21 protein-coding genes are annotated in these 23,366 nt (G+C 69.6%); 8 read left to right on the forward strand and 13 right to left on the reverse strand.

What is annotated here, in order from left to right; all coding sequences use genetic code 11:
• The 3 genes from QZH52_RS11975 to QZH52_RS11985 are packed head-to-tail and all read left to right on the forward strand — an operon-like array spanning position 1 to position 2,826.
• Positions 1-1,245 (forward strand): multidrug effflux MFS transporter, encoded by a 1,245-nt coding sequence (locus QZH52_RS11975; protein ID WP_301808541.1) that lies wholly within the window; start codon positions 1-3, stop codon positions 1,243-1,245.
• Positions 1,235-2,182: a tRNA (adenosine(37)-N6)-dimethylallyltransferase MiaA gene (gene miaA / locus QZH52_RS11980; protein WP_301808544.1), complete on the forward strand. Its 948-nt coding sequence runs from the start codon at positions 1,235-1,237 to the stop codon at positions 2,180-2,182. Before QZH52_RS11975 ends, miaA begins: the two co-directional genes overlap by 11 nt.
• Entirely contained in the window at positions 2,179-2,826 is a 648-nt protein-coding gene (locus QZH52_RS11985) for an ABC transporter ATP-binding protein (RefSeq protein ID WP_301808546.1), read from the forward strand. The genes miaA and QZH52_RS11985 overlap by 4 nt, the downstream gene beginning before the upstream one ends.
• A 101-nt stretch (positions 2,827-2,927) precedes the next feature.
• Here QZH52_RS11985 and QZH52_RS11990 read toward each other — a convergent pair whose 3' ends face one another.
• Positions 2,928-3,893, reverse strand: a complete 966-nt coding sequence (locus QZH52_RS11990; RefSeq protein WP_301808549.1) for a threo-3-hydroxy-L-aspartate ammonia-lyase — start codon at positions 3,891-3,893, stop codon at positions 2,928-2,930.
• A gap of 124 nt (positions 3,894-4,017) precedes the next feature.
• On the opposite strand from QZH52_RS11990, the gene QZH52_RS11995 reads away from it, so the two are divergent.
• From QZH52_RS11995 to QZH52_RS12010, 4 genes are read left to right on the forward strand one after another with little or no spacing between them, the layout of a single operon-like run.
• Positions 4,018-4,374: a YciI family protein gene (locus QZH52_RS11995; RefSeq protein ID WP_286529925.1), complete on the forward strand. Its 357-nt coding sequence runs from the start codon at positions 4,018-4,020 to the stop codon at positions 4,372-4,374.
• A complete protein-coding gene (locus QZH52_RS12000) occupies positions 4,371-5,612 on the forward strand; it encodes an RNA polymerase sigma factor (RefSeq protein ID WP_301808556.1) in 1,242 nt (413 codons plus the stop codon). Before QZH52_RS11995 ends, QZH52_RS12000 begins: the two co-directional genes overlap by 4 nt.
• Before the next feature lie 37 nt (positions 5,613-5,649).
• Entirely contained in the window at positions 5,650-8,199 is a 2,550-nt protein-coding gene (locus QZH52_RS12005; protein WP_301808558.1) for an FtsX-like permease family protein, read from the forward strand.
• 11 nt (positions 8,200-8,210) lie between these two features.
• Complete coding sequence (locus tag QZH52_RS12010) at positions 8,211-9,275, forward strand: lipocalin-like domain-containing protein (protein WP_436411571.1); 1,065 nt, start codon at positions 8,211-8,213, stop codon at positions 9,273-9,275.
• A 53-nt stretch (positions 9,276-9,328) separates the two neighbouring features.
• On the opposite strand, the gene QZH52_RS12015 is transcribed toward QZH52_RS12010, so the two are convergent.
• The 10 genes from QZH52_RS12015 to QZH52_RS12060 all read right to left on the reverse strand — a co-directional run bounded on the left by QZH52_RS12015 (position 9,329) and on the right by QZH52_RS12060 (position 20,395).
• A complete protein-coding gene (locus tag QZH52_RS12015; protein ID WP_301808561.1) occupies positions 9,329-10,318 on the reverse strand; it encodes a branched-chain amino acid ABC transporter permease in 990 nt (329 codons plus the stop codon).
• A gap of 12 nt (positions 10,319-10,330) precedes the next feature.
• The gene (locus tag QZH52_RS12020) at positions 10,331-11,206 is read right to left on the reverse strand and encodes a branched-chain amino acid ABC transporter permease (RefSeq protein ID WP_301808563.1); all 876 of its coding nucleotides are present in this window, start codon (positions 11,204-11,206) and stop codon (positions 10,331-10,333) included.
• 37 nt (positions 11,207-11,243) lie between these two features.
• The gene (locus tag QZH52_RS12025) at positions 11,244-12,437 is read right to left on the reverse strand and encodes an ABC transporter substrate-binding protein (protein ID WP_301808565.1); all 1,194 of its coding nucleotides are present in this window, start codon (positions 12,435-12,437) and stop codon (positions 11,244-11,246) included.
• Positions 12,438-12,481: 44 nt separating this feature from the next.
• Entirely contained in the window at positions 12,482-13,678 is a 1,197-nt protein-coding gene (locus QZH52_RS12030; protein ID WP_301808566.1) for an ABC transporter substrate-binding protein, read from the reverse strand.
• Between the two features lie 41 nt (positions 13,679-13,719).
• Positions 13,720-14,430: an ABC transporter ATP-binding protein gene (locus QZH52_RS12035; RefSeq protein WP_301808567.1), complete on the reverse strand. Its 711-nt coding sequence runs from the start codon at positions 14,428-14,430 to the stop codon at positions 13,720-13,722.
• 87 nt (positions 14,431-14,517) lie between these two features.
• Entirely contained in the window at positions 14,518-15,288 is a 771-nt protein-coding gene (locus QZH52_RS12040; RefSeq protein ID WP_301808568.1) for an ABC transporter ATP-binding protein, read from the reverse strand.
• Between the two features lie 168 nt (positions 15,289-15,456).
• The gene (locus QZH52_RS12045; protein WP_301808571.1) at positions 15,457-17,016 is read right to left on the reverse strand and encodes a DHA2 family efflux MFS transporter permease subunit; all 1,560 of its coding nucleotides are present in this window, start codon (positions 17,014-17,016) and stop codon (positions 15,457-15,459) included.
• A 17-nt stretch (positions 17,017-17,033) separates the two neighbouring features.
• Positions 17,034-18,341, reverse strand: a complete 1,308-nt coding sequence (locus tag QZH52_RS12050; protein WP_301808574.1) for an HlyD family secretion protein — start codon at positions 18,339-18,341, stop codon at positions 17,034-17,036.
• Between the two features lie 40 nt (positions 18,342-18,381).
• Positions 18,382-19,860: an efflux transporter outer membrane subunit gene (locus QZH52_RS12055; RefSeq protein WP_301808576.1), complete on the reverse strand. Its 1,479-nt coding sequence runs from the start codon at positions 19,858-19,860 to the stop codon at positions 18,382-18,384.
• A complete protein-coding gene (locus QZH52_RS12060) occupies positions 19,841-20,395 on the reverse strand; it encodes a MarR family winged helix-turn-helix transcriptional regulator (protein WP_301808579.1) in 555 nt (184 codons plus the stop codon). The genes QZH52_RS12055 and QZH52_RS12060 overlap by 20 nt, the downstream gene beginning before the upstream one ends.
• Positions 20,396-20,473: 78 nt before the next feature.
• Between QZH52_RS12060 and QZH52_RS12065 the strand changes: the two genes are divergently transcribed.
• The gene (locus tag QZH52_RS12065) at positions 20,474-22,270 is read left to right on the forward strand and encodes an ABC transporter transmembrane domain-containing protein (RefSeq protein WP_301808581.1); all 1,797 of its coding nucleotides are present in this window, start codon (positions 20,474-20,476) and stop codon (positions 22,268-22,270) included.
• A gap of 10 nt (positions 22,271-22,280) precedes the next feature.
• On the opposite strand, the gene QZH52_RS12070 is transcribed toward QZH52_RS12065, so the two are convergent.
• Both QZH52_RS12070 and QZH52_RS12075 read right to left on the reverse strand, forming a co-directional pair.
• Positions 22,281-22,721 carry a DUF1178 family protein gene (locus tag QZH52_RS12070; RefSeq protein WP_301808583.1) on the reverse strand — a complete coding sequence of 147 codons (441 nt, stop codon included), beginning with the start codon at positions 22,719-22,721 and terminating at the stop codon, positions 22,281-22,283.
• A 7-nt stretch (positions 22,722-22,728) separates the two neighbouring features.
• A complete protein-coding gene (locus QZH52_RS12075) occupies positions 22,729-23,319 on the reverse strand; it encodes an NUDIX domain-containing protein (RefSeq protein ID WP_301808585.1) in 591 nt (196 codons plus the stop codon).
• Positions 23,320-23,366: the final 47 nt, after the last annotated feature.

The following is a 23,366-nucleotide window of genomic DNA, read 5'->3' on the forward strand; positions in this document are numbered from 1 at the left end:
ATGCCGCCTCCTGCCGCCACGGCCCTTCCCCGCTCCGCTCCGTCCGACTTGGGCATGTCGCCGGCCCTGGTCGTCCTCACGCTCGCCCTGCTGCTGGGCATCCAGCCGGTCACTACCGATCTCTACCTGCCCGCCCTGCCGGCCCTGACCGCCGACCTAGGGGCCCGCATGGCACACGCGCAGCTCACGCTGAGCGCCCTGCTGCTGGCCTTCGGCAGCTCGCAGCTGGTGTTCGGGCCATTGTCCGATCGCTTCGGGCGGCGCCCGGTGCTGCTGTGGGGTTTGAGCGGCTACGTGCTCGCGAGCATCGGGGGCGTGATGGCCCCTTCGATCGAGATCCTGATCGTCTTGCGCACGCTGCAGGGCGCGGCCATGGGTGCGGCGGTGATGGCAGCGCGCGCGATCGTGCGCGACCTGTACCAGCCGGCCGACGGCGCCCGCGTGATGTCGCGCGCCCTCACCGGGCTGGGTGTCATCGCCTGCCTCTGCGCGCCGATCGGCGGACTGGTGTCCGACATGTTCGGCTGGCGCCTGGCGCTGCTGGTGCCGGCCGTCTTCGGCGCCGGCACGCTGGCCCTGGTCGCCCAGCGCTTCGGCGAGACGCTGCCGCGCCGCAATCCCGATGCGCTGCGTCCGGGCACCTTGCTCGCCACCTGGGCGACGGTGCTGCGCAACCCGGTGTTCCTGGCCTTCAGTGCGCTGACCACCGCGTCCTACGGGCTGTTGTTCACCTTCCTGGCGTCGTCGTCCTTCGTCTTCATCCAGGTGCTCGGGCTCAGCAAGACGCAGTACGGGCTGGTGATGCTGTGGAACTCGCTGGCCTACATTTGCGGCACCTTCATCTGCCGGCGCTGGCTGCCGCGCCACGGCGTGCGCGGCAGCGTGGCGCGGGCCGCCGGCCTGACGCTGGCGGGCGGCACCGCGATGGGCCTGCTGGCGCTGGCCGGCGTGGTCTCGGTCGCCGCCCTGGTCGGGCCGCTGACGCTCATGATGCTGGGCCACGGCGTCCACCAGCCCTGCGGCCAGAGCGGCGCGGTCGGTCCGTTCCCGCAGGCCGCGGGCGCCGCCTCGGCGCTCAACGGCTTCATCATGATGCTCGCCGCCTTCGCGATCGGCGGCTGGCTCGGCACCCGCATGGACGGCACCGTGATGCCGCTGGCGCTCGGCATGTGGTTCTGGAGCGCCTGCATCGCAGCCGTCGCCTGGACCCTGGTGCGCCGCCAGGGGGGGTCGCGTGGCCACTGACACGACGCCGGGTGCCTTGCGCTACGTGGCGCTCGCCGGACCGACCGCCGCGGGCAAGACCGCGGCCGCCCTGGCGATCGCGCGCCGGCGGCCGGTCGAGATCGTCAGCGTCGACTCGGCGCTGGTCTACCGCGGGATGGACATCGGCACCGCCAAGCCCAGCGCGGCCGAGCGGGCCGAGGTGCCGCACCACCTGATCGACATCCGCGACCCGCGCGAAGCCTACAGCGCGGCCGCCTTCGTCGCCGACGCTCGGCGCCTCATCGCCGAGATCTCGGCGCGCGGCAAGCTGGCGCTGCTGGTGGGCGGCACGATGCTCTACTTCAAGGCGCTCGCCGACGGCCTCGACGCCATGCCCGCGGCCGACCCGGCGCTGCGCCGGCAGCTCGAGGCCGAGGCCGCGACGCTGGGCTGGCCCGCGATGCACGCGCGGCTGGCCGAGGTCGACGCGGTCACGGCAGCGCGGCTGGCCCCCAACGACAGCCAGCGCATCCAGCGCGCGCTCGAGGTCTGGCATGCGAGCGGCCGGACGCTCGCTAGCTTCCATGCCGCGGCGCAGTCCGGCGGCGGCACGCCGGCCACCGCCCTGTTCTCGCTCGAGCCCACCGAGCGCGCCTGGCTGAATGCGCGCATCGAGGCCCGCTTCGACGCCATGCTCTCCGAAGGCTTCATCGCGGAGGTGCAGGCGCTGCGTGCCCGCGGCGACCTGGCGGCCGATCTGCCGTCGATGCGCTGCGTGGGCTATCGCCAGACCTGGGAAGCGCTCGACGGTGCGTGGCCGATCACCGAACTGCGCGAGCGCGGCGTCGCCGCCACCCGCCAGCTCGCCAAGCGCCAGATGACCTGGCTGCGCAGCATGCCCGGGCGCCATGTCATCGCTGCCGAGGCGCCGGATGCGATCGCGCAGGTGGTCCGCCAGGTGCTCGAGATCGCATGACGCTGCGCATCACCGACCTGGGCAAGCGCTATGCAGAGACGCCGGTGTTCGAGCACGTCACGCTCGAGGTCGCCGACGGCGAGTTCGTGGCGATCGTCGGCGAGTCGGGCGTCGGCAAGTCGACCCTGCTCAACTGCATGGCCGGCCTGGACAGCTGGGACGCCGGCCGCGTGGTGCACGACGGCACCGACATCGGCATGCTCGACGCCGACGCGCGCGCGCTCTGGCGGCGCCGGCATGTCGGCTTCGTGTTCCAGGCCTTCCATGTGCTGCCGCACCTGGACGTGGCCCAGAACGTCGCGCTGCCGCTGATGCTGCTGGGGCGCAACGACCCGCCGCGGGTGGCCGGCATGCTCGACGCCGTCGGCCTCGCCGGCCTCGGCCCGCGCCTGCCGCAGCAATTGAGCGGCGGCCAGTTGCAGCGCGTCGCGATCGCCCGCGCCTTGATCCATGCGCCCGCGCTGCTGCTGGCCGACGAGCCCACCGGCAACCTCGACCCGGGCACCGCGGCGCGGGTGATGGACGTGCTGCTGTCCCAGACGCGCGCCCAGGGCGCGTCGCTGGTGCTGGTGACCCACTCCGAAACCGCGGCCGCGCGCGCCGACAGGGTGCTGCACCTGAGCGCTGAAGGGATTCGGGTCTGATTCGGCTTTCCTGGGTCGGGGCGGGCTCACGCCGACGGTTGATCCTCGGCAGCATCCCTCGGCACGCGCCCCTGCAAAATGTTGTCGCGGATCACGCAGCTCTAGCTACCCGCGAGCAACGCAGCGTAGCGGCCCAGGTCGACATTGCCCCCACTCACGATCACACCGACCCGCTGTCCGCGGATCGCCTCGCCGGCCGCGCAGGCGGCCGCGAAGGCCAGGCAGCCGGTCGGCTCCACCACCATCTTCATGCGCTCGGCAAAGAAGCGCATGCCGTCCACCAGCTGCGCGTCGCTGACCGTGAAGATGTCTGTGACGTCGCGCCGGATGATGCCGAAGGTGTATTCGCCCAGGTGCTGGGTCTGGGCGCCGTCGGCGATGGTCTTCGGAGTCTCGATGTGGACGATGTGGCCGGCCCGCAGCGACTGCTGGCCGTCGTTCCCGGCCTCGGGCTCGACGCCGTAGACCTTGCAGCCGGGCGCGAGCGCGCGCGCCGACAGTGCCGAGCCGCTGGTCAGGCCGCCGCCGCCCAGGCAGACGTAGAGCGCATCGAGGGCACCGACCTCCTCGATCAGCTCCTTGGCCGCCGTGCCCTGGCCGGCGATCACGTCGGGGTGGTCGTAGGGCGGGATCAGCGTCATGCCGCGCTCCTCGGCCAGCCGCCGGGTCAGCGCCTCGCGGTCTTCGGTGAAGCGGTCGTACTGCACCACTTCCGCGCCGTACTCGCGGGTCGCGGCGAGCTTGGCGGCGGGAGCGTCGTTCGGCATCACGATCACCGCCGGCATGCCAAGCAGGCGGGCCGACAGCGCCACCGCCTGCGCATGGTTGCCGGAAGAAAACGCGATGGCGCCGGCGCGGCGCTGCACCGCATCGAACTTGGCCAGCGCATTGAACGCACCGCGAAACTTGAAGGCGCCCATGCGCTGGAAGTTCTCGCACTTGAAGAAAAACTGCGCGCCCCAGCGGGCGTCGGCGGTGGCGGAGCGCAACACCGGCGTGCGGTGCGCCTGCCCTTCGAGCCGCGCGGCCGCGGCAATCACGTCGTCGTAGGTCGGGAGTGTGTGCATGGCGGCGAGCTTACTGCGGCGGCGGCGGAAAAAAACGCGCCGCCTGCCGCACACTGTCGAAACGCACCCGGCTGCGCCGTCATTGCAGTGAGCGATCCTGCTCGTATGTCTTCCCGGAGGTTCCATGCAATACATGCTGATGTTCTACCAACCCCAGTCCGAGTTCGACCAGCGCGACGAGGCAGCGGCCCAGGCCTACCGTGCCGGCTGGATGGACTACGTGGGCGCGATCCGCCAGGCCGGCGTGGTGCAGAACGGCCACGGCCTGCAGCCGCCGCTGACCGGCACCACGCTGCGCGTACGCGGCGACAAGCGCCAGGTGCAGGACGGCCCCTTCGCCGACAGCAAGGAGCAGCTCGGCGGCTACTTCGTGATCGACGTCCCCGACCTCGACGCAGCCCTCGAATGGGCCGCGCGCGCGCCCTGCGCGAGCACCGGCGGCGTCGAGGTGCGCCCGGTGTTCATGGCCCCGACGATGTGACGGACGATCCGCTGCACGCAGCCCGCGTGGCCGCCGAAGGCGCGGCCCGCCGGTCCTATGGCCGGCTGGTCGCCATCCTGTCGGCGCGGACCCGCGACATCGCGGCCTCGGAAGACGCGCTCGCCGACGCCTTCGCGCGGGCGCTCGAACGCTGGCCGGTCGACGGCGTGCCGGCGCAGCCGGAGGCCTGGCTGCTGCAGGTGGCGCGCCACCGCACGCTCGACGCCTGGCGCCACAGCCGGGTGCAGGACGGGGCCGCGCAGACCCTGCTCCTGCTGGCCGACGAAGTCGGCGACGACCCGGCCTCCGGCTGCGCGGTGCCCGACGAACGGTTGCGCCTGTTCTTCGTCTGCGCCCATCCGGCCATCGATGCCGCGGCGCGCGCGCCGCTGATGCTGCAGACCGTGCTCGGGCTCGATGCCGTCCGCATGGCGGGCGCCTTCCTCAGTGCGCCGGCAACGCTGGGCCAGCGCCTGGTGCGGGCCAAGGCGCGCGTCCGGACGGCCGGCATCCCCTTCGAATTCCCGCGCGCGCCGGACCTGCCGCAGCGCCTTCAGGACGTGCTCGACGGCATCTACGCGGCCTACGGCACCGGCTGGGACGACGTCGACGGCGCCGATGCCTCGCAGCGCGGCCTCACGGCCGAGGCGATCGAACTCGGCCGCATCCTCTGCGGCCTGATGCCGGCCGAAGCCGAACCGCTGGGCCTGTTGGCCCTGATGCTGTTCTGCGAAAGCCGGGCCGCCGCCCGGCGCAGCGCCGGCGGCGACTACGTGCCGCTGGACGCGCAGGACGTCGGGCGCTGGAACCTGCCGCTGCGCGACCAGGCCGAGCAGGCGCTGCGGCAAGCCGCCGCCCTCGGCGCCTTCGGCCCCTACCAGATCGAGGCCGCGATCCAGTCGGCCCACTGCGCGCGCCGCCTCGGTGCGCAGGTCCCCCCCGATGCCCTGGTGGCGCTCTACGACGGCCTGCTCGCCCTGCGCCCCAACACCGGTGCCCGGGTCAGCCGGGCCTGCGCGGTGGCCGAGGCCCGGGGGCCGGCCGCGGGCCTGCGCGAGCTCGATGCCATGCCGGCCGCCGAGATCGCGAGCTACCAGCCCTTCTGGGCCGCGCGCGCCCACCTGCTGGGCCGCGACGGCCAGGCCGCCGAGGCGCGCCTGGCCTATGCCCGTGCGGCCGGCCTGAGCGCCAGCCCCGCCGTGCGGGCCTGGCTGGGCGTCGCGTCGGAGCGGCTCTGACTTCGTCCTGCCGGCGCATCGCGCAGAATGAGCTGCGATGAAGGCCTTGCTGCTCACCTTCTCCTGGCAGGAGCTGCGCCACCACCCGTGGCGCAACGCGGCCGCGGTCGTCGCCGTGCTGCTGGGCGTCGCGCTGGCCTTCTCGGTGCAGCTGATCAATGCCTCGGCGCTCGATGAATTCTCGAGTGCGGTGCGCTCGGTCAACGGCCAGCCCGATCTCGAATTGCGCGCGGCCCAGGGCAGCTTCGACGAAGCCCTGCTCGGGCAGGTCGCGCGGTATCCGCAGGTCGTGCTGGCGAGCCCGGTGCTCGAGCTGCCCAGCGTCGCCCAGGTCGGCGATCGCCGGCTGCCGCTGCGGGTCGTCGGCATCGACGCGCTGGCACTGCCGACCATCGCACCGGCCCTGATGCCAAGGCTGGCCGACGGCGCCGACCGGTTCTCGCTGTTCGCGCCCGGCCAGGTGTTTCTCAACGCCGCCGCGCGCAAGGCCATCGGCGACCAGGCCACCCAGCTGCAGCTGCGCGCCGGCACCCAATGGCACCCACTGCAGATCGCCGGCCAGGTTGCGGCCGGCGGCCCCGCGCTGGCCGTGATGGACATCGGCGCCGCGCAGGACCTGTTCGGCCGCGGCGGCCAGCTCACGCGCATCGACCTGCGGTTGGCGCCTGGCACCGGGCACGCAGACTTCATTCGTTCGCTGCAGCAGTCGCCGGGCTGGCCGAGCGGCATCCAGGTCGCCGAGCCGGGCGATGCCGCCGAACGCGTGAGCAACCTGTCGCGCGCCTACCGCGTCAACCTCACGGTGCTGGCCCTGGTGGCGCTGTTCACCGGCGCCTTCCTGGTGTTCTCGGTGCTGGCGCTCAGCGTCGCCAAGCGCGCGCAGCAGTTCGCGCTGCTCGGCGTGCTGGGCCTGACGCCGCGCGAGCGGCTGCGGCTGGTGCTGGCCGAATCGCTGGTGCTCGGGCTGATCGGCAGCGCGGCGGGCATCGCCCTCGGCGCGACCCTGGCCGAGCTGACGCTCAGGCTGCTGGGCGGCGACCTGGGCGGCGGCTATTTCGATGGCGTCGCCCCGACCCTGCGATGGAGCACGCCCGCGGCGCTGACCTACGGCGCGCTGGGTGTGCTGGCGGCGGGCGTCGGCGGCTGGTGGCCGGCACGCGCCGCCCAGGCGCTGCCCGAGGCGCAGACGCTCAAGGGCCTGGGCACCGCGACCGCGGGCGGCGGGACGCACCGTGTCGCCCTGCTGCTGATCGCCGCCGGCGGCGCACTGGCCATGGCACCGGCGATCCACGGCATTCCGATCGCCGCCTATCTGTCGGTCGGCTTCCTGCTGGTCGGCGGCATCACGGCGCTGCCATGGCTGATCGCTTGTGTCTACGACCGCCTTGCGCCTTTGGCCGCGAATCGTTTACTGCCGCTGCTGGCGATCGAGCGCGCCCGCCGCATGCGCGGCACCGCCGCGGTGGCGGTCAGCGGCGTGGTCGCGAGCCTGAGCCTGGCGGTGGCCCTGACCGTGATGGTCGCGAGCTTCAGGGACTCGGTCACGCGCTGGCTCGATGTCGTGCTGCCGGCCGACCTGTACCTGCGCAGCGCCGCCGGGCCCGGCGGCGAGCCGGCCCTGTTCCCGCAGGCCTTCGTTCAGGCGCTGGCGCAGTTGCCCGGTGTGGCCCGCACCGGCACGCTGCGCACGCGGCCCCTGCTGATCGATCCGTCGCGGCCCGCGGTGACACTGATCGCGCGCAGCCTCGACGCCGATGTCGGGCGCTCGATGCCGCTGCTCGGCGCCGCCCTGCCGGTGCCCGCTGGTCAGACCGGCATCTACGTCAGCGAGGCGATGGTCGAGCTCTACGGCGCCAGGCCCGGCGCCGCCTTCGAGCCGCTGGCGCGCGCCTGGGGCCCGGTGCCCGGCGGCCGGCCACCGGTCTTCTTCGTTGCCGGCATCTGGCGCGACTACGTGCGGCAGTTCGGCGCCATCACCATGGACGCCCGCGACTTCGAGCGCCTGACCGGCGACGCCGGCGCCAGCGACGTCGCGCTGTGGCTGGCGCCCGGCGCGGCCGAGGGCCCGGTGCAGCAGGCCGTGCAGGCGCTGGCCGCCCGCGAGGCGGCGGCGGCCGAACCGGTCGAGATCTCGTCGGTGGCCCAGATCCGCGCCACCTCGCTGCGCATCTTCGACCGCAGCTTCGCGGTCACCTACTGGCTGCAGGCGGTCGCGATCGCGATCGGCCTGTTCGGCATCGCGGCCAGCTTCAGCGCCCAAGTGCTGGCGCGGCGCAAGGAGTTTGGCCTGCTCGTGCACCTGGGCTTCACGCGGGCCCAGGTGCTGGCGATCGTGGCCGGAGAAGGCGCGGCCTGGACCGCGATCGGTGCGGTCGCGGGCTTGCTGCTCGGACTGGCGGTATCGGTGGTGCTGGTGCACGTGGTCAACCCGCAGAGCTTCCACTGGACCATGGACCTGCTGCTGCCCTGGGCCCGGCTGGCCGCGCTGTGCGCCGCGGTGGTCGCCGCCGGCACGGTCACGGCCTGGCTGGCCGGCCGCGCCGCCGCCGGACGCGATGCGGTGCTGGCGGTCAAGGAGGACTGGTGAGCCGGCCCCCGATGCGTCCGGGCGGCGCCGCCGGATGGTCGCGCCGTGCGATGCTGCTCTCGGCGCTCGCGGCCCCCGTGGCCTGGGCGCTGCCGGCGCGCACGCTCCAGTTCCCGCGCGACTACGGCAGCCACCCCGAGCTGCGCACGGAGTGGTGGTACATCACCGGCCACGCCCGCGCCGGCGCGCGCGAATTCGGCTTCCAGCTGACCTTTTTCCGCTCGCGCATCGATGCGACGCAAGCCATGCGTTCCGCCTTCGCGGCGAAGCAGTTGATCTTCGCGCACGCGGCCATCACCGATCTCGATGGCCGCAAGCTGTGGCACGACCAGCGCATCGCACGCAAAGGCTTCGGCATCGCATCCGCATCCGAAGCCGACACCGACCTGCGCCTGCGCGACTGGTACTTGCAGCGCGACGGCAGCGGCTATGCGGCGCGGCTGCCAGCCGCCGGCTTTGCGATCGACCTGCGCTTCGCGCCGACCCAGCCGGTGCTACTGCAAGGCAGCGCCGGCTTGTCGCGCAAGGGGCCTGAGCCGGAGCAGGCGAGCTACTACTACAGCGAGCCGCAACTCGCGGCCACGGGCAGCCTGACGGTGCAGGGGAAGCGCTTCGAGGTCCAGGGCCGCGCCTGGCTGGACCATGAATGGAGCGAGGCACTCATGCATCCCGAGGCCACGGGCTGGGACTGGATCGGGATGAATCTTTTCAACGGCGGCGCGCTGACCGCATTCCGCCTGCGGCGGCGCGACGGATCGGCCCTGTGGCACGGCGGCTCGCTGCGCACGGCCGACGGACGGCTGCAGGTGTTCGGGCCCGACGCGCTGCGCTTCGAGCCGCTGCACCGCTGGACCAGCCCGCGCACCCGCGCCGTCTATCCGACGCAATGGCGGATCCACACGCCGGCCGGTGTCTTCACGGTGCGTGCGCTGCTCGACGACCAGGAGCTCGACGGCCAGGGGTCGACCGGCACGGTGTACTGGGAGGGGCTGAGCGAACTGCTCGATGCGGACGGCAAGCCGGTGGGGCGCGGCTACCTGGAACTCACCGGGTACGCGCAGGCGTTGAGGCTCTGAGTTGTCAAGGCTTGGGGCGGGCTCGGTCTGGCGCGACCACCTGGGGGTCTGATTCAGCCCTTCGCCACCCCGCGCCGCCGATCGATGAAGGCGATGATCTCGCCCATGATCCCGCGCCGGAAGGCCAGCACGCAGATCACGAAGATCAGGCCCGTGACCATGGTCACCGACTCGCCCAGCGTGTTGAACCAGTCGATGGTCGTGATGCGCGCCAGCAGGTGGCCCAGCTCGCCGATCTTGTTCTCGAGCAGCACCACCACCGCCGAGCCGACCAGCGGCCCCGACAAGGTGCCGAGGCCGCCGACCAAGGTCATCAGGATGACCTGGCCAGAGGCGCTCCAGTGCACGTCCGACAAGGTCGCGAAGCCCAGCACCAGCGTCTTGAGCGAACCGGCGAGCCCCGACAGCGCGGCCGAGATCACGAAGGCCAGCAGCTTGAAGCGGCTGACGTCATAGCCCAGCGAGAGCGCGCGCGGCTCGTTCTCCTTGATTCCTTTCAGCACTTGGCCGAAGGGCGAATGGATGGTGCGGACGATCAGCAGGAAGGCGGCCACCACGATCACCAGCGTGACGTAGTACATCGTGAGGTCGTTCTGCAGGTCGACCAGACCGAAGAGCTTGCCGCGCGGCACGCCCTGCAGGCCGTCCTCGCCGCCGGTGAACTTGGCCTGCAGCGCGACGAAGAACACCATCTGCGCCAGCGCCAGCGTGATCATCGCAAAGTAGATGCCCTGGCGGCGGATCGCCAGCAGGCCGAAGATCCAGCCCAGGAAGGCGCCGGCCGCGGTGCCGGCGACGAGGCCGAGTTCGGGCGTCAGGCCCCAGACCTTCATCGCATGGCCGGCCACGTAGGCCGAGCCGCCGAGAAAGGCCGCATGGCCGAAGGACAGCAGGCCGGTGTAGCCCAGCAGCAGGTTGAAGGCCGAGGCGAACAGCGCGAAGCACATCAGCTTCATCACGAACACCGGATAGGCGCCGACGAAGGGTGCGAGAACGAGGGCGACGAGCAGCAGCAGGTAGATGACTGTGGAGAGCTTTTTCATGGGGCTGCCGTCTTACTTCTCTTTGCCGAAGAGACCGGCCGGGCGGATGAGCAGCACGATGACCATGATCACGAAGACCACGGTGGAGGATGCCTCGGGGTAGAACACTTTGGTCAGGCCTTCGATCACACCGAGCCCGAGCCCGGTCAGGATGGCGCCCATGATCGAGCCCATGCCGCCGATCACCACCACCGCGAACACGACGATGATGAGGTTCTGCCCCATCAGCGGCGAGACCTGGATCACCGGCGCCGCGAGCACTCCCGCGAAGGCGGCCAGCGCCACGCCGAAGCCGTAGGTCAGCGTGATCATCAGCGGCACGTTGACTCCGAAGGCCTCGACCAGCCGCGGGTTCTCGGTGCCGGCGCGCAGGTAGGCGCCGAGCCGGGTCTTCTCGATCACGAACCAGGTCGCGAAGCAGACCACCAGCGAGGCCACCACCACCCAGGCCCGGTAGTTGGGCAGGATCATGAAGCCGAGGTCGGTGGCGCTGGCCAGCGCGTCGGGCGTGTCGTAGGCCAGGCCCGAGACACCGTAGATCGAGCGGAACACGCCTTCGATCAGCAGGGTGAGGCCGAGCGTGAGCAAGAGGCCGTAGAGGTGGTCGAGCTTGTAGATCCAGCGCAGCAGCAGCCGCTCGATGACGATGCCGAACAGCCCGACGATGACCGGCGCCACCGCCAGCATGACCCAGTAGTTGACGTCGAAATAGTTCATCGCCATCCAGGTCAGCACCGCGCCCAGCATGAACAGCGCGCCGTGTGCGAAGTTGATGACGTTGAGCAGGCCGAAGATCACTGCGAGCCCGAGGCTCAGGATCGCGTAGAACGACCCGTTGACCAGCCCGAGAAGGAGCTGGCTCAACAAGGCAGGCAGTGATATTTGCATGACGGGACGATGACGATGAACGGATCAGGAGCTCAACTTATTTCCAGATGGCGCACTTGCTCTCGGCCTTGGTCGTGAAGACCTCTTCGCCGGGCAGCTTGGCGACCACCTTGTAGTAGTCCCAGGGCTGGGTCGATTCGCTCGGCGACTTGACCTGCATCAGGTACATGTCGTGCACCATGCGGCCGTCGGCACGGATCGAGCCCTTGGCGTAGAAGTCGTTGATCGGCATCTTCTTGAGCTCGGCCATCACCTTGTCGGCGTCGGTGCTCTTGGCCGCCTGCACGGCCTTCAGGTAGGTCGTCGTGGCCGAGTAGTCGGCCGCCTGGATGTCGGTCGGCATGCGCTTGGTCTTGTCGAAGAACTTCTTGCCGAAGGCGCGGGTTTCCTGGTTCAGGTTCCAGTCCCAGCTGGTCGTGAGCAGCAGGCCTTCGGTGTTCTTCAGGCCCAGGCTGTGGATGTCGGTGATGAAGACCAGCAGGCCGGCCAGTTTCATCGACTTGTTGATGCCGAACTCCTTTGCCGCCTTGATCGCGTTGATGGTGTCGCCACTGGCGTTGGCCAGCCCCAGGATCTGGGCCTTCGAGTTCTGCGCCTGCAGCAGGAAGGACGAGAAATCGGAGGCATTGAGCGGATGCTTGACGCTGCCCACCACCGTGCCGCCCTTCTCCTTCACCACCTTGGCGGTGTCGGCCTCGAGGGCGGCGCCGAAGGCATAGTCGGCCGTCAGGAAGTACCAGCTCTTGCCGCCCTGCGCCACCACCGCGCTGCCGGTGCCCTTGGCCAGCGCCACCGTGTCGTAGGCGTAGTGCACCGTGTACGGGCTGCACTGCTCGTTGGTGAGCGCCGAGCTGCCGGCACCGTTGACGATGAAGACGCGCTTCTTTTCCTGCGCCACCTTGGCCAGTGCCAGACCGGTTCCCGAGTTGGTGCCGCCGAACAGCATGGTCAGGTTGTCGGTGTCGATCCATTCGCGCGCCTTCGAGGCGGCGATGTCAGCCTTGTTCTGGTGGTCGGCCGTGACCAGCTCGATCGGCAGGCCGTTGACCTTGCCGCCGAAGTCGTCGATCGCCATCTGAATCGCCAAGGCGCCGTTCTTGCCTTCGACGTCGGCATACAGGCTGGACATGTCGGTGATGAAGCCGATCTTGACTTTTTCCTGTGCCTGAACGGCCCCGGTCGCGAAGGCGATGGCGACGGAAACAGCAGAAAGCGCGATGGTTTTTTTCATGTTGGGACCAAGGGGTGAGTGAAGGAAATCGTGGAGATCGCGCGCTACTTCCAGAGCGCGCACTTGGAATCGGCCTGGGTCGTGAAAACTTGGTCGCCGGGCAGCTTGGCGATGACCTTGAGGTAGTCCCAAGGCTGCTTCGAGTCGGCCGGCGCCTTGACCTCCACCAGGTACATGTCGTGCACCATCCGGCCGTCGGCGCGGATCACGCCCTTGGCGTAGAAGTCGTTGATCGGCGTCTTCTTCAGTTCGGCCATCACCTTGTCGGCTTCGGTGGTCTTGGCGGCCTGCACGGCCTTCAGGTAGGTCATGGTGGCCGAGTAGTCGGCCGCCTGGAGGTCGGTCGGCATGCGCTTGGTCTTGTCGAAGAAGCGCTTCGAGAACTTGCGCGTGTCTTCGTTCAGGTCCCAGTACCAACTGGTGGTGTGGAGCAGGCCTTCGGTGTTCTTCAGGCCCAGGCTGTGGATGTCGCTCAGGAAGATCAGCAGGCCCGCCGTCTTCATGGTCTTGCCGATGCCGAATTCCTTCGCCGCCTTGATCGAGTTGATGGTGTCGCCACCGGCATTGGCCAGGCCCAGGATCTGCGCCTTCGAGTTCTGCGCCTGCAGCAGGAAGGACGAGAAGTCAGAGGCATTGAGCGGCGCCCGCACCGCGCCCACCACGCTGCCACCCTTGGCCTTGATCACAGCCGTGGTGTCGGCTTCGAGCGCATGGCCGAAGGCGTAGTCGGCAGTCAGGAAGAACCAGCTCTTGCCGCCCCGGTCGACCACCGCGCCGCCAGTGCCCTTGGCCAGCGCCACCGTGTCGTAGGCGTAGTGCACCGTATACGGGCTGCATTGCTCGTTGGTCAGCGCCGAGGTGGCGGCGCCATTGTTGAAATAGATTCGCTTCTTTTCCTGCGCCACCTTGGCGGTTGCCAGCGCGGTGCCGGAGTTGGTGCCGCCGAAGACCATCGTCACGCCGTTGGTGTCGATCCACTCGCGCGCTTTCGAGGCCGCGATGTCGGCCTTGTTCTGGTGGTCAGCGGTGAGCAGCTCGATCGGCTGGCCCAGCACCTTGCCGCCGAAGTCGTCGATCGCCATCTGGATGGCGAGCGCGCCGTTCTTGCCTTCGATATCGGCATAGAGGCTCGACATGTCGGTGACGAAGCCGATCTTGACCTTGTCCTGGGCATGGGCGGCGCCGCAGGCGAGCGCTGTCGCGGCGACGGCCAAGGTCATGGCGCTGAACTGGTTCTTCATGAGAGTTCTCCGTTCATCAACAGGTTGAGAAAAAAGTGGGATCAGACGCCGAGCAGCTCGTTGAGCACCGGCATCTTGGCTTCGAGTTCGGAGGCGCCGAACTTCTCGACGATGCGACCGTGCTCCATCACGTAGAAGCGATCGGCCAGCGGCGCCGCGAAGCGGAAGTTCTGCTCGACCATGACCACCGTGTAGCCCTTGCCGCGCAACGTGTGGATCATGCGGGCCAGCGCCTGCACGATCACCGGCGCCAGGCCTTCGGAGATCTCGTCGAGCAGCAGCAGCCGGGCGCCGGTGCGCAGGATGCGCGCCACCGCCAGCATCTGCTGCTCGCCGCCCGACAGCCGCGTGCCCTGGCTGTGGCGGCGCTCCGCGAGATTCGGGAACATGGCGTAGATCTCGTCCACCGACATGCCCTTGTCGGCGCTCTTGAGCACCGGCGGCAAGAGCAGGTTTTCTTCGCACGACAGGCTGGCGAAGATGCCGCGCTCCTCGGGGCAGTAGCCGATGCCCTGGTGCGCGATGCGGTGCGTCGGCATGTGGATCGTCTCGGTGCCGTTGACCTTGATGCTGCCCTTGCGGGCGCCGGTGAGGCCGAGAACGGCGCGCATGGTGGTGGTGCGGCCGGCACCGTTGCGGCCCAGTAGCGTGACCACCTCGCCCGGCTGCACCACCATGTCGACGCCGTGCAGCACGTGCGATTCGCCGTACCAGGCCTGCAGGTCCTTGATTTCGAGTGCGGGGGTTGTCATGGTGCCTCCCGCCGGGCCGCCCCAAGGGGGGCACGCGCCCCCTCGGGGGGCAGCGAACTACACGAAGTGAGGAGCGTAGGGGCCATATCAATGGGCTCCCTGCAGTTGGCCGTCGGTGGTGCCCATGTAGGCTTCCATCACCTGCGGGTTGCGCGACACCTCGGCGTACGGCCCCTCGGCCAGCACGGCGCCGCGCTGCAGCACCGTGATCGTGTCGGCGATGGTCGAGACCACGCTCATGTTGTGCTCCACCATCAGGATGGTGCGGCCGGCCGAGACCCGCTTGATGAGCTCGGCGACGCGGTGCACGTCCTCGTGGCCCATGCCCTGGGTGGGTTCGTCGAGCAGCATCAGCTCGGGCTCCATCGCCAGCGTGGTCGCGATCTCGAGCGCACGCTTGCGGCCATAGGGAAGGTTCACGGTCAGCTCGTCGGCCATGTCCTCGAGGCCGACTTCGGCCAGCAGCACGCGAGCCCGGGCATCGAGCGGCTTGAGCGACCTCTCGCTCTTCCAGAAATGGTAGGAAGTGCCCAGTGCGCGCTGCAGCCCGAGACGCACGTTCTCGAGCAATGTCAGGTGCGGGAACACAGCCGAGATCTGGAACGACCGGATGATGCCGCGCCGTGCGATCTGCGCCGGGCGCTCGCTGGTGATGTCCTGGCCGTTGAACAGGATGGTGCCGGAGGTCGGCTCCAGGAACTTGGTCAGCAGGTTGAAGCAGGTGGTCTTGCCGGCACCGTTGGGGCCGATCAACGCGTGGATCGACCCTCTGACGACCTGGAGGTCGACCTTGCTGACCGCGGTGAAACCCTTGAATTCCTTGGTGAGCTGGCGTGTCTCGAGAATGATGTCGCTCATCTCGCGCGGTCACCCGTTGTCTGGCAGAAAAAATCGGTCATGCGGTCCATCTGAGCGCACCACCATGGCTGCGCGGACCGCATTGTTTGCAGCGGCGGCAAAACTTGCCTACTGGGGCAAATGCCTATGCTGCAACGCAACCTGAGGCCGGGCCGCGCCGGCCCGGAATCAGTGGGCGCCTGCCGCCGCGTCCGACGCGCCGGTTCCCTTCGCCGGCTTGGCGAGCCAGACCAGCGGGATCAGGAACAAGAACAGCATCGCCGAGCCGTAGAACACGTCGTTCGAAGCCAGCATGAAGGACTGCTGGTCGACCAGGCGATTGATCTGCCCCAACACCTGGTCGGCACTGAATCCGCTGGCGGCGAAGTTGGCGATCGCGCTGTTGGCGGCGGAGCTGCCGGTGTTGACCGACTCCACCAGCTGCGCGTGGTGCAGCGCGGCGCGGTTCTCCCACAGCGTGGTCGCGGCCGAGGTGCCGATCGCGCCCGCGGTGATGCGCAGGAAGTTCGACAGGCCGGAGGCGGCGGGAATGCGGTCGGGCGGCAGGCCCGACAAGGTGATGGTCACCAGCGGGATGAAGAAGAACGCCATCGCCACGCCCTGGATGATGGTCGGGATCATGATGGTCCAGAAGTCGGCCTGGGTGTTGAAGTTCGAGCGCATCCACAGCACCAGCGCGAACACCAGGAACGAGAAGGTCGCATAGCGGCGCGGGTCGACCTTGCCGACCGTGAGCCCGACGATCGGCGAGAAGATGATCGCCAGCATGCCCACCGGCGCCATGATCATGCCGGCCTGCGTCGCCGTGTAGCCCATGTACTGCTGCAGCCAAAGGGGCAGGATCACCACGTTGCCGAAGAAGAGGCCATAGGCCACCGCCGTCGCGAAGGCGCCCGACCAGAAGTTGCGGCGCTTGAACAGCGACAGGTCGACCACCGGGTGCTTGTCGGTCAGCTCCCAGATCAGGAAGAACGCGAAGCCGACCAGGGCGACCACGGCCAAGGTCAGGATCACCGCCGAGTGGAACCAGTCGAGCTCCTTGCCCTTGTCGAGCATCAGCTGCATCGCGCCGACCCAGACCACCAGCAATGCCAGCCCGATGCCGTCGATCGGCACCTTGCGCGTGGCGCTCTCGCGCTTGCGGTAGATGGCCCAGGTGATGCCCGCGGCCGCCAGACCGACCGGAATGTTGATGTAGAAGATCCAGGGCCACGAGATGTTGTCGGTGATCCAGCCACCGAGCAGCGGCCCCATCACCGGCGCAACCAGCGTGGTCATCGACCACATCGCCATAGCCAGGCCAGCCTTGGCCCGCGGATAGCTCGACAGCAGCAGCGTCTGCGACAGCGGGATCATCGGCCCGGCGACGAAACCCTGCAGCGCCCGGAAGGCGATCAGCATCGTCATGTTGGGCGCCAGGCCGCAGAGCCAGGAGCTGATGATGAACAGCAGCACGCTCGCCATGAACAGGCGCACCTGGCCGAAGCGCTGCGTGAGCCAGCCCGTGAGCGGCACCGCGATGGCGTTGGCCACCGCGAAACTGGTGATGACCCAGGTGCCCTGCGTCGAGCTGACGCCGAGATCGCCGGCGATGGCCGGCAGCGACACGTTGGCGATCGACGTGTCGAGCACGTTCATGAAGGTCGCGGCCGAGAGCGCGATGGTTCCCCAGACGCGGGCGGAGCCCTCGAGCGGCTGGACCGGCGTGGAAGCGGTGGCGTTCGACATCGCGCGCGGTCGCCCGATCAGCCCGGATGAGCCTGCGAGGAGATCGGCGACACCGGCAGGCTGCTGGCCGCCGGCGGCTTGGGCGCCGGCTCATGGCCGAGGTTGGCGGCGATGATGCGCTGGACCACGGCGTCGGCGCCGCTGTCGAGCTGGCTGTAGACCTGGGTCTGGATCAGGGCACTGCCGCGCGGCGCATCGGCCAGCGACTTGCCGTCCTTCTTCGAGACGTCGATCTCGGCGTCCATCGACAGGCCGACCCGCAGCGGGTTGGCCTTGAGCTGCTCGGCATCGAGCGCGATGCGCACCGGCACCCGCTGCACCACCTTGATCCAGTTGCCGGTGGCGTTCTGCGCCGGCAGCAGCGCGAAGGCCGAACCGGTGCCGACGCCGAGGCCGGCCACGCGGCCGTCGTACTCGACCTTCTTGCCGTACAGGTCGGCCGTGAGCTTCACGGGCTGGTCGATGCGGATGTTGCGCAGCTGCACTTCCTTGAAGTTGGCATCGACCCAGACCTGGTTCAGCGGCACGATCGACATCATCGGCGTGCCTGCGGCCACGCGCTGGCCGAGCTGCACGGTGCGCTTGGCGACATAGCCTTCGACCGGCGCCGGCATCGCGACGCGCTGGGTGGCCAGGTAGGCCTCGCGCACCTTGGCCGCCGCCGCGAGCACGCTCGGATGGCGCTCCACCGGCGTGCCGTCGGTCAGCGACTGGTTGGTGGTCAGCTGCTCGCGCGCCGACAGCACCGCGGCCTGGGCCGACGCCAGCTGGCTCTTGGCGTTGGCCAGCGCGGTCTCGGAGTGGTTCAGTTCTTCTTTCGACACCGCCCCGTTGCCGGCCAGGGCCTGGCGGCGCTTGAGGTCGTCCTGGGCGCGGGCGATGTCGCTCTGCGCGCGCGCGATGTCGGCCTGGCGCAGCGTGACCTGGGCCGCCAGCGACGCGTTGTTGCCATACAGGGTGCGCGCCTGGCGCACCGCCTGGGCCAGCGCCGCCTCGGCCTGCTCGAACGCCACCTTGGCATCCGACGGGTCGAGCTGCACCAGCGGCTGGCCGGCCTTCACCAGGTCGGTGTCGTCGGCCATGATCGCCATCACGGTGCCGCTGATCTGCGGCGTGATCTGGATCACGTTGCCCTGCACGTAGGCGTTGTCGGTCGATTCGTAGTGGCTCGCGACCAGCCACTCGTAGCCGCCCCAGGCGGCACCGGCCACGACCACGACGGAGGCCAGCGTGGTCAGCGCGCGGCGGCGCTTGTTGCTCGCGGCGGGGGCCTGGGCCACGGGTTCGACAGACGCAGCGTTCGGGGTGTTGTTGCTGTTTTCCATGACAGTGTCTTTCGGATTCGGAGCGTTCGTTCGGGAGTGTTCAGGGATGCCGGGGCGCGGGAGCGGCGGCGGCTGTGGTGGTGTCCGACGGCTGCCAGCCGCCACCCAGGGCGCGCGCCAGGCCGACCTGGTTCTCGAGCGCACGGGCAGCGAGGTCGACGCCGTCGCGGCGCTGCGCCAGCACGGTGACTTCGGCCGTCAGCACGTCCAGGTAGTTGCCGAGTCCGGCGCTGTAGCGCTGCAGGCCGATGTCGTAGGCCGCCTCGGCCGCATCCTGCGCCTCTTTCTGCTGGGCCTGCTGGCGCGCCACGTACAGCACGCTCGAGAGCTGGTCGGCGACATCGCGCACCGCATCGATGACAGTGACGTTGTAGCTGTCGATCGCGGCGTCGAGGTCGGCCGACTTGCCGCGCAGGTTGGCGCGCAGGCGGCCGCCTTCGAAGATCGGCAGCCGGATCGCGGGGCCCACGCCCCACTGCTGGCTGCCCGACTTCAGCAGGCTGTCGAAGCCGATGCTCTGGAAGCCGGCGAAGGCGATCAGGTTGACGTTCGGATAGAACTGGGTCTTGGCGTTGGCGACGTCGCTGGTCGCGGCCTCGACGCGCCAGCGCGCGGCGGCGATGTCGGCGCGCCGGCCCAGCAGGTCGGCCGGAATGCTCTGCTGCAGCGCCAGGTTCTTGAAGTTGCCGAGGCGCGGGGGTGTCAGCGCCTGGGTGGCTCCGGGCTTGGCCACCAGCGCGTCGAGCGCGTGCTGCGCGATCGCGATCTGTTCGTTCAGGGCTTCGATCTGCTGGCGTGCTTCGGGCACGCTGCTCTCGCTCTGCTTCAGCTGCAGCCGCGTGTCGAGCCCGGCCGACACGCGGTCGCGCACCAGCTTCAGCAGTTCTTCGCGCTGCGCCAGCGCGCGCTGGGCGACCACCATCCGGTCGTTCAGCCGCGCCCATTGCACGTAGCTGCGCGCGACGTTGCTGGCGAGCAGCACCCGGGCAGCATCGGCTTCGGCGGCCGCGGCGTTCGCGGTGCCCAGCGCCGTGTCGAGCGCAGTGCGGTTCTTGCCGAAGAAATCGATCTCCCAGCTGCCGCTCAACTGGAGATTGCCGCTCTCCTGCACCGAGCCGCCCAGCGGTGCCGGGTAGATGTAGTTGTCGCTGAACTTCTGGCGCGTGAGATCGAGGCCGCCGTTGAATTGCGGCTTGTCGGCGGCCTCGGTGTACGTCACCGAGGCCTGCGCGCGCGCCAGCCGGGCCAGGGCGACCTGCAGGCTGGGATTGCCCGCGATCGCTTGGTCGACCATCGCATTGAGCTGCGGATCGCCGAAGGCCAGCCACCATTGGCTGTCGAGCGCCGGCGCCGCCTGGGCAGCGGGCGCCGCAGTCAGGCCGAGGCTCTCCGCGGTCTGCATCTTGGGGCTCGAGGCGGTGGCGCCCATGTCGGCGCAGCCCGCGACGGCCAGCGCCAGCACGGCGGCGGCGATGGCGCTGGTACGGCGCAGGGCGCCCTCAGGAAGGAGTCGAGTCATTTTTCTTGTCCCCACGGGCCGACAGGGCCTGTGCGTTGTCGAGGATCCGGCGCAGGTAGCCCTTGAGTTGCTCCCACTCCTCGTTGCTGAAGCCAGCCAGGTGCTCGTTCTGCACATGGCTGAGTATTTCGGGCACCTCGCGGGCCGCCGCGCGGCCTTCGTCGGTGAGTTCGATATGGACCACGCGGCGGTCTGCCACCGAGCGCACCCGGCGGCACAGGCCCTTGGCCTCCAGGCGGTCGAGCAGGCGGGTCATGGCGCCGGTGTCGAGTTCGCATTCGCGCGCCAGTTCGGCCACCGTCGTGACCTTGCCCATGTGCAGCTTGTGCAGCGGCACCCACTGCGGATAGGTCGGTCCGGGATCGCACATGCGAAGCTCCACCGACTGGGCCACCGCGCTCAGGATGCGGCGCATCATGTAGCCGATGCTTTCTTCCGCGCGGTAGTTCTCGGCCTTGTAGAAAGCCGTGACCTCCGGCAATTCGCCGGGCGAAGGCAGCGCGGGGCGCGCTTCGGGGGTCTGGGATTCGGACATACCCGCATATTAATTGCCTCGGCAATTACTGTCAAGGCGGCTTTTGGTGGGGCAACGGTTCGCTAGAATGCTCGGGATATGGCCTCCTCTTCCCCTTCGCCCGCCAAAGGATCGCCGAAATCCTTGTCGGGCCTGGCGCCCTTCCTGCGCCCCTATCGCACCCAGATCGTCCTGGCGGTGGTGTTCCTGGTCCTGGCCGCGGCGACCACGCTGGTGTTCCCGATCGCCCTGCGCAGCCTGATCGACGGCGGCCTGGCCAACCCCGACAAAGGTGCGCAGACGATGGCGCTGCGCGAGCATTTCGTCGCCCTGTTCGCGGTCGCGGTGGCGCTGGGGCTGTTCTCGGCGGCCCGCTTCTACACCGTCAGCTGGCTCGGCGAGCGTGTCACGGCCGACCTGCGCAACGCGGTCTATGCCCATGTGCTGCGCCAGAGCCCGGTGTTCTTCGAGACCACCCAGACCGGCGAGGTCCTGTCGCGCCTGACCGCCGACACGACACTGGTCCAGACCGTGGTCGGCTCCTCGCTCAGCATGGGGCTGCGCAACGCGGTCATGGGCGTGGGCGCCCTGTCCATCCTGGTCTGGACCAATCCCTACGTGATGGTCCAGGTGCTGGGCATCCTGGTGCTGGTGGTGCTGCCCAGCATGTGGTTCGGCCGCCGCGTGCGCAAGCTCTCGCGGGCCAGCCAGGACCGGGTGGCCGACTCCAGTGCGATCGCCGCCGAAGTGCTGAACGCGATCCCCGTGGTGCAGAGCTACACCGCCGAGGCCCGCGAGGCGGCCCGCTTCGACGCCTCCACCGACAGCGCCTTCCGCACCGCCGTGCGCCGCACGCGCGCGCGCTCGGTGCTGGTGGCCTTCATCATCATCGCCACCTCGGCGGCGCTGCTCTGGGGCCTCTACCAAGGCACGCAGGCGGTGCTGCGCGGCGACATCACGGCCGGCCACCTGGGGCAGACGGTGGTCTACGTGATCATCCTGGCGAGTGCCGCCGCGGTGCTCGGCGAGGTCTACGGCGACCTGCTGCGGGCCGCCGGCGCCACCGAGCGCCTGATGGAACTGCTGCACGCCAGGCCGGTGATCGTGTCGCCAGCCCAGCCGGCCCAGGCGCCGGTCCCGGCCGCCGGCAGCGCCTTGTCGCTGGAGGGCGTCGGCTTCCACTACCCTTCCCGGCCCGGGACCCCGGCGCTGCGCGACTTCGACCTGCGGATCGCCCCCGGCGAGACCGTGGCCCTGGTCGGATCGAGCGGCGCCGGCAAGAGCACGGTGTTCCAACTGCTGCTGCGCTACTACGACCCCCAGTCCGGCCGGATCACGCTCGACGGCACGCCGCTGGCGGCGCTGTCTCTGGAGGCCTTGCGCGCCCGCATCGGCCTGGTGCCACAGGATGCGGTGATCTTCTCCGCCAGCGCGCTCGAGAACATCCGCTACGGCCGGCCCGATGCCAGCGTCGAGGAAGTCCACGCCGCCGCCCGTGCCGCCTTCGCCGACGGTTTCCTGCGGGCCCTGCCCGAGGGCTACGACACCTTCCTGGGCGAGCGCGGCGTGCGGCTGTCGGGCGGCCAGCGCCAGCGCATCGCGATCGCCCGCGCGATGCTCAAGAACCCGCCGCTGCTGCTGCTCGACGAAGCGACCAGCGCGCTCGACGCCGAAAGCGAACGGATGGTGCAGGCTGCCCTCGAATCAGCCATGACGGGCCGCACCACGCTGGTCATCGCCCACCGCCTGGCGACGGTGCAGAAGGCCGACCGCATCGTGGTGCTGGACCACGGCGGCATCGTCGAACAGGGAACGCACGCGGCGCTGGTGGCGCAGAACGGGGTCTACGCGCGGCTGGCAGCGCTGCAATTCGCGGCGGAACCCCAGCCCGCCTGAGCGCCGCAGGCTACTGCAGCGTCTCCTTGAGGGCTGCCGGTAGCGGCAGCGTGAACACCGGAATGCCTTCGTCGGCCAGCGAGCGTGCCTGTTCGGGCGTCGCCTGGCCGCGAATGCCGCGCTCCTCGGCCTCTCCGTAGTGCATCTTGCGGGCTTCGTCGACGAAACGCTCGCCGACATCCTCGGTCTGGGAAATCACCTCGCGCACCGCGCGCAGCCAGCGCGCCTCGGGCGAATCGGCGGCCGGCAGCCTGGCCGGCGCGGCTTCCGCCGGCGGCCGGGCATTGCCGAGGTTCAGCCGCGGCGCAGCCAGCAGCTTGGTGATCGCCGTGTTGCCGCACATCGGGCATTCCACCAGGCCGTCGGCGAGCTGGGTGTCGAACGCGTCCTGCGACGCAAACCACCCCTCGAAGCCGTGACCATGGGCACACTGGAGGTTGAGGACCTTCATGCGCCGATTATCGGCCGTTGGGCGACGACGCGCTGTGCCAGTCGAGCACCCATGCGCCCGACAAGACGTTCTGCAGCCAGAGCGTGCAGGTCAGCGTCTTGGCGTCCGACACCGTGCCGTCGCGGCACCAGTCCAGCAGTTGCTCGGGCGTCGCCGTGATGACGTCCAGGAACTCGCCATGGTCGAGCTGCCGGTCGCCCAGCGTCAGGCCGCGCGCGAAATAGACATGGATGATCTCGGTCGAATAGGCGACCGCCAGGTGCATGGCGCCGGCACGAGCCCATTCGCGGGCCGTGTAGCCGGTCTCCTCGGCCAGCTCGCGCTGGCCGCACAGCAGCGGGTCCTCGCCGGCATCGAGCTTGCCGGCGGGGAATTCGGTCATGACATGGCCGATCGGGTAGCGGTACTGGCGCTCGAGCACCAGCCGGCCGTCGTCGAGCAGCGGGATCACGACCACCGCGCCCGGATGCACCACGTACTCGCGGGTCGCGGCATGGCCGTCCGGCAGGCGCACCGTGTCGCGCTTGGCATGCAGGAAGTTGCCCTTGAACAGCTCTACGCTGGCGGTGCATTCTTCCTTGAGGTGCTTGTCGGTCATGTCAGCAGCGCCCGCCCGGCCGCCCGAAGGGCGCTGAGCGCCCCCTC

The sequence above is a fragment of the Variovorax ginsengisoli genome (assembly GCF_030486595.1).
Taxonomy (GTDB): Bacteria; Pseudomonadota; Gammaproteobacteria; order Burkholderiales; family Burkholderiaceae_C; genus Variovorax; species Variovorax ginsengisoli_B.

Bases quoted from the DNA above. Each gene is read 5' to 3' on its own strand.
- QZH52_RS11975 (WP_301808541.1), top strand. From the start codon at position 1: ATGCCGCCTCCTGCCGCCACGGCCCTTCCCCGCTCCGCTCCGTCCGAC.
- QZH52_RS12010 (WP_436411571.1), top strand. From the start codon at position 8,211: ATGCGTCCGGGCGGCGCCGCCGGATGGTCGCGCCGTGCGATGCTGCTC.
- QZH52_RS12015 (WP_301808561.1), bottom strand. From the start codon at position 10,318: ATGAAAAAGCTCTCCACAGTCATCTACCTGCTGCTGCTCGTCGCCCTC.
- QZH52_RS12005 (WP_301808558.1), top strand. From the start codon at position 5,650: ATGAAGGCCTTGCTGCTCACCTTCTCCTGGCAGGAGCTGCGCCACCAC.
- QZH52_RS12030 (WP_301808566.1), bottom strand. From the start codon at position 13,678: ATGAAGAACCAGTTCAGCGCCATGACCTTGGCCGTCGCCGCGACAGCG.
- QZH52_RS11985 (WP_301808546.1), top strand. From the start codon at position 2,179: ATGACGCTGCGCATCACCGACCTGGGCAAGCGCTATGCAGAGACGCCG.
- QZH52_RS12055 (WP_301808576.1), bottom strand. From the start codon at position 19,860: ATGACTCGACTCCTTCCTGAGGGCGCCCTGCGCCGTACCAGCGCCATC.
- QZH52_RS12020 (WP_301808563.1), bottom strand. From the start codon at position 11,206: ATGCAAATATCACTGCCTGCCTTGTTGAGCCAGCTCCTTCTCGGGCTG.
- QZH52_RS11995 (WP_286529925.1), top strand. From the start codon at position 4,018: ATGCAATACATGCTGATGTTCTACCAACCCCAGTCCGAGTTCGACCAG.
- QZH52_RS12045 (WP_301808571.1), bottom strand. From the start codon at position 17,016: ATGTCGAACGCCACCGCTTCCACGCCGGTCCAGCCGCTCGAGGGCTCC.
- QZH52_RS12060 (WP_301808579.1), bottom strand. From the start codon at position 20,395: ATGTCCGAATCCCAGACCCCCGAAGCGCGCCCCGCGCTGCCTTCGCCC.
- QZH52_RS12050 (WP_301808574.1), bottom strand. From the start codon at position 18,341: ATGGAAAACAGCAACAACACCCCGAACGCTGCGTCTGTCGAACCCGTG.
- QZH52_RS12070 (WP_301808583.1), bottom strand. From the start codon at position 22,721: ATGAAGGTCCTCAACCTCCAGTGTGCCCATGGTCACGGCTTCGAGGGG.
- QZH52_RS12025 (WP_301808565.1), bottom strand. From the start codon at position 12,437: ATGAAAAAAACCATCGCGCTTTCTGCTGTTTCCGTCGCCATCGCCTTC.
- QZH52_RS12075 (WP_301808585.1), bottom strand. From the start codon at position 23,319: ATGACCGACAAGCACCTCAAGGAAGAATGCACCGCCAGCGTAGAGCTG.
- QZH52_RS12040 (WP_301808568.1), bottom strand. From the start codon at position 15,288: ATGAGCGACATCATTCTCGAGACACGCCAGCTCACCAAGGAATTCAAG.
- QZH52_RS12065 (WP_301808581.1), top strand. From the start codon at position 20,474: ATGGCCTCCTCTTCCCCTTCGCCCGCCAAAGGATCGCCGAAATCCTTG.
- QZH52_RS12035 (WP_301808567.1), bottom strand. From the start codon at position 14,430: ATGACAACCCCCGCACTCGAAATCAAGGACCTGCAGGCCTGGTACGGC.
- QZH52_RS11990 (WP_301808549.1), bottom strand. From the start codon at position 3,893: ATGCACACACTCCCGACCTACGACGACGTGATTGCCGCGGCCGCGCGG.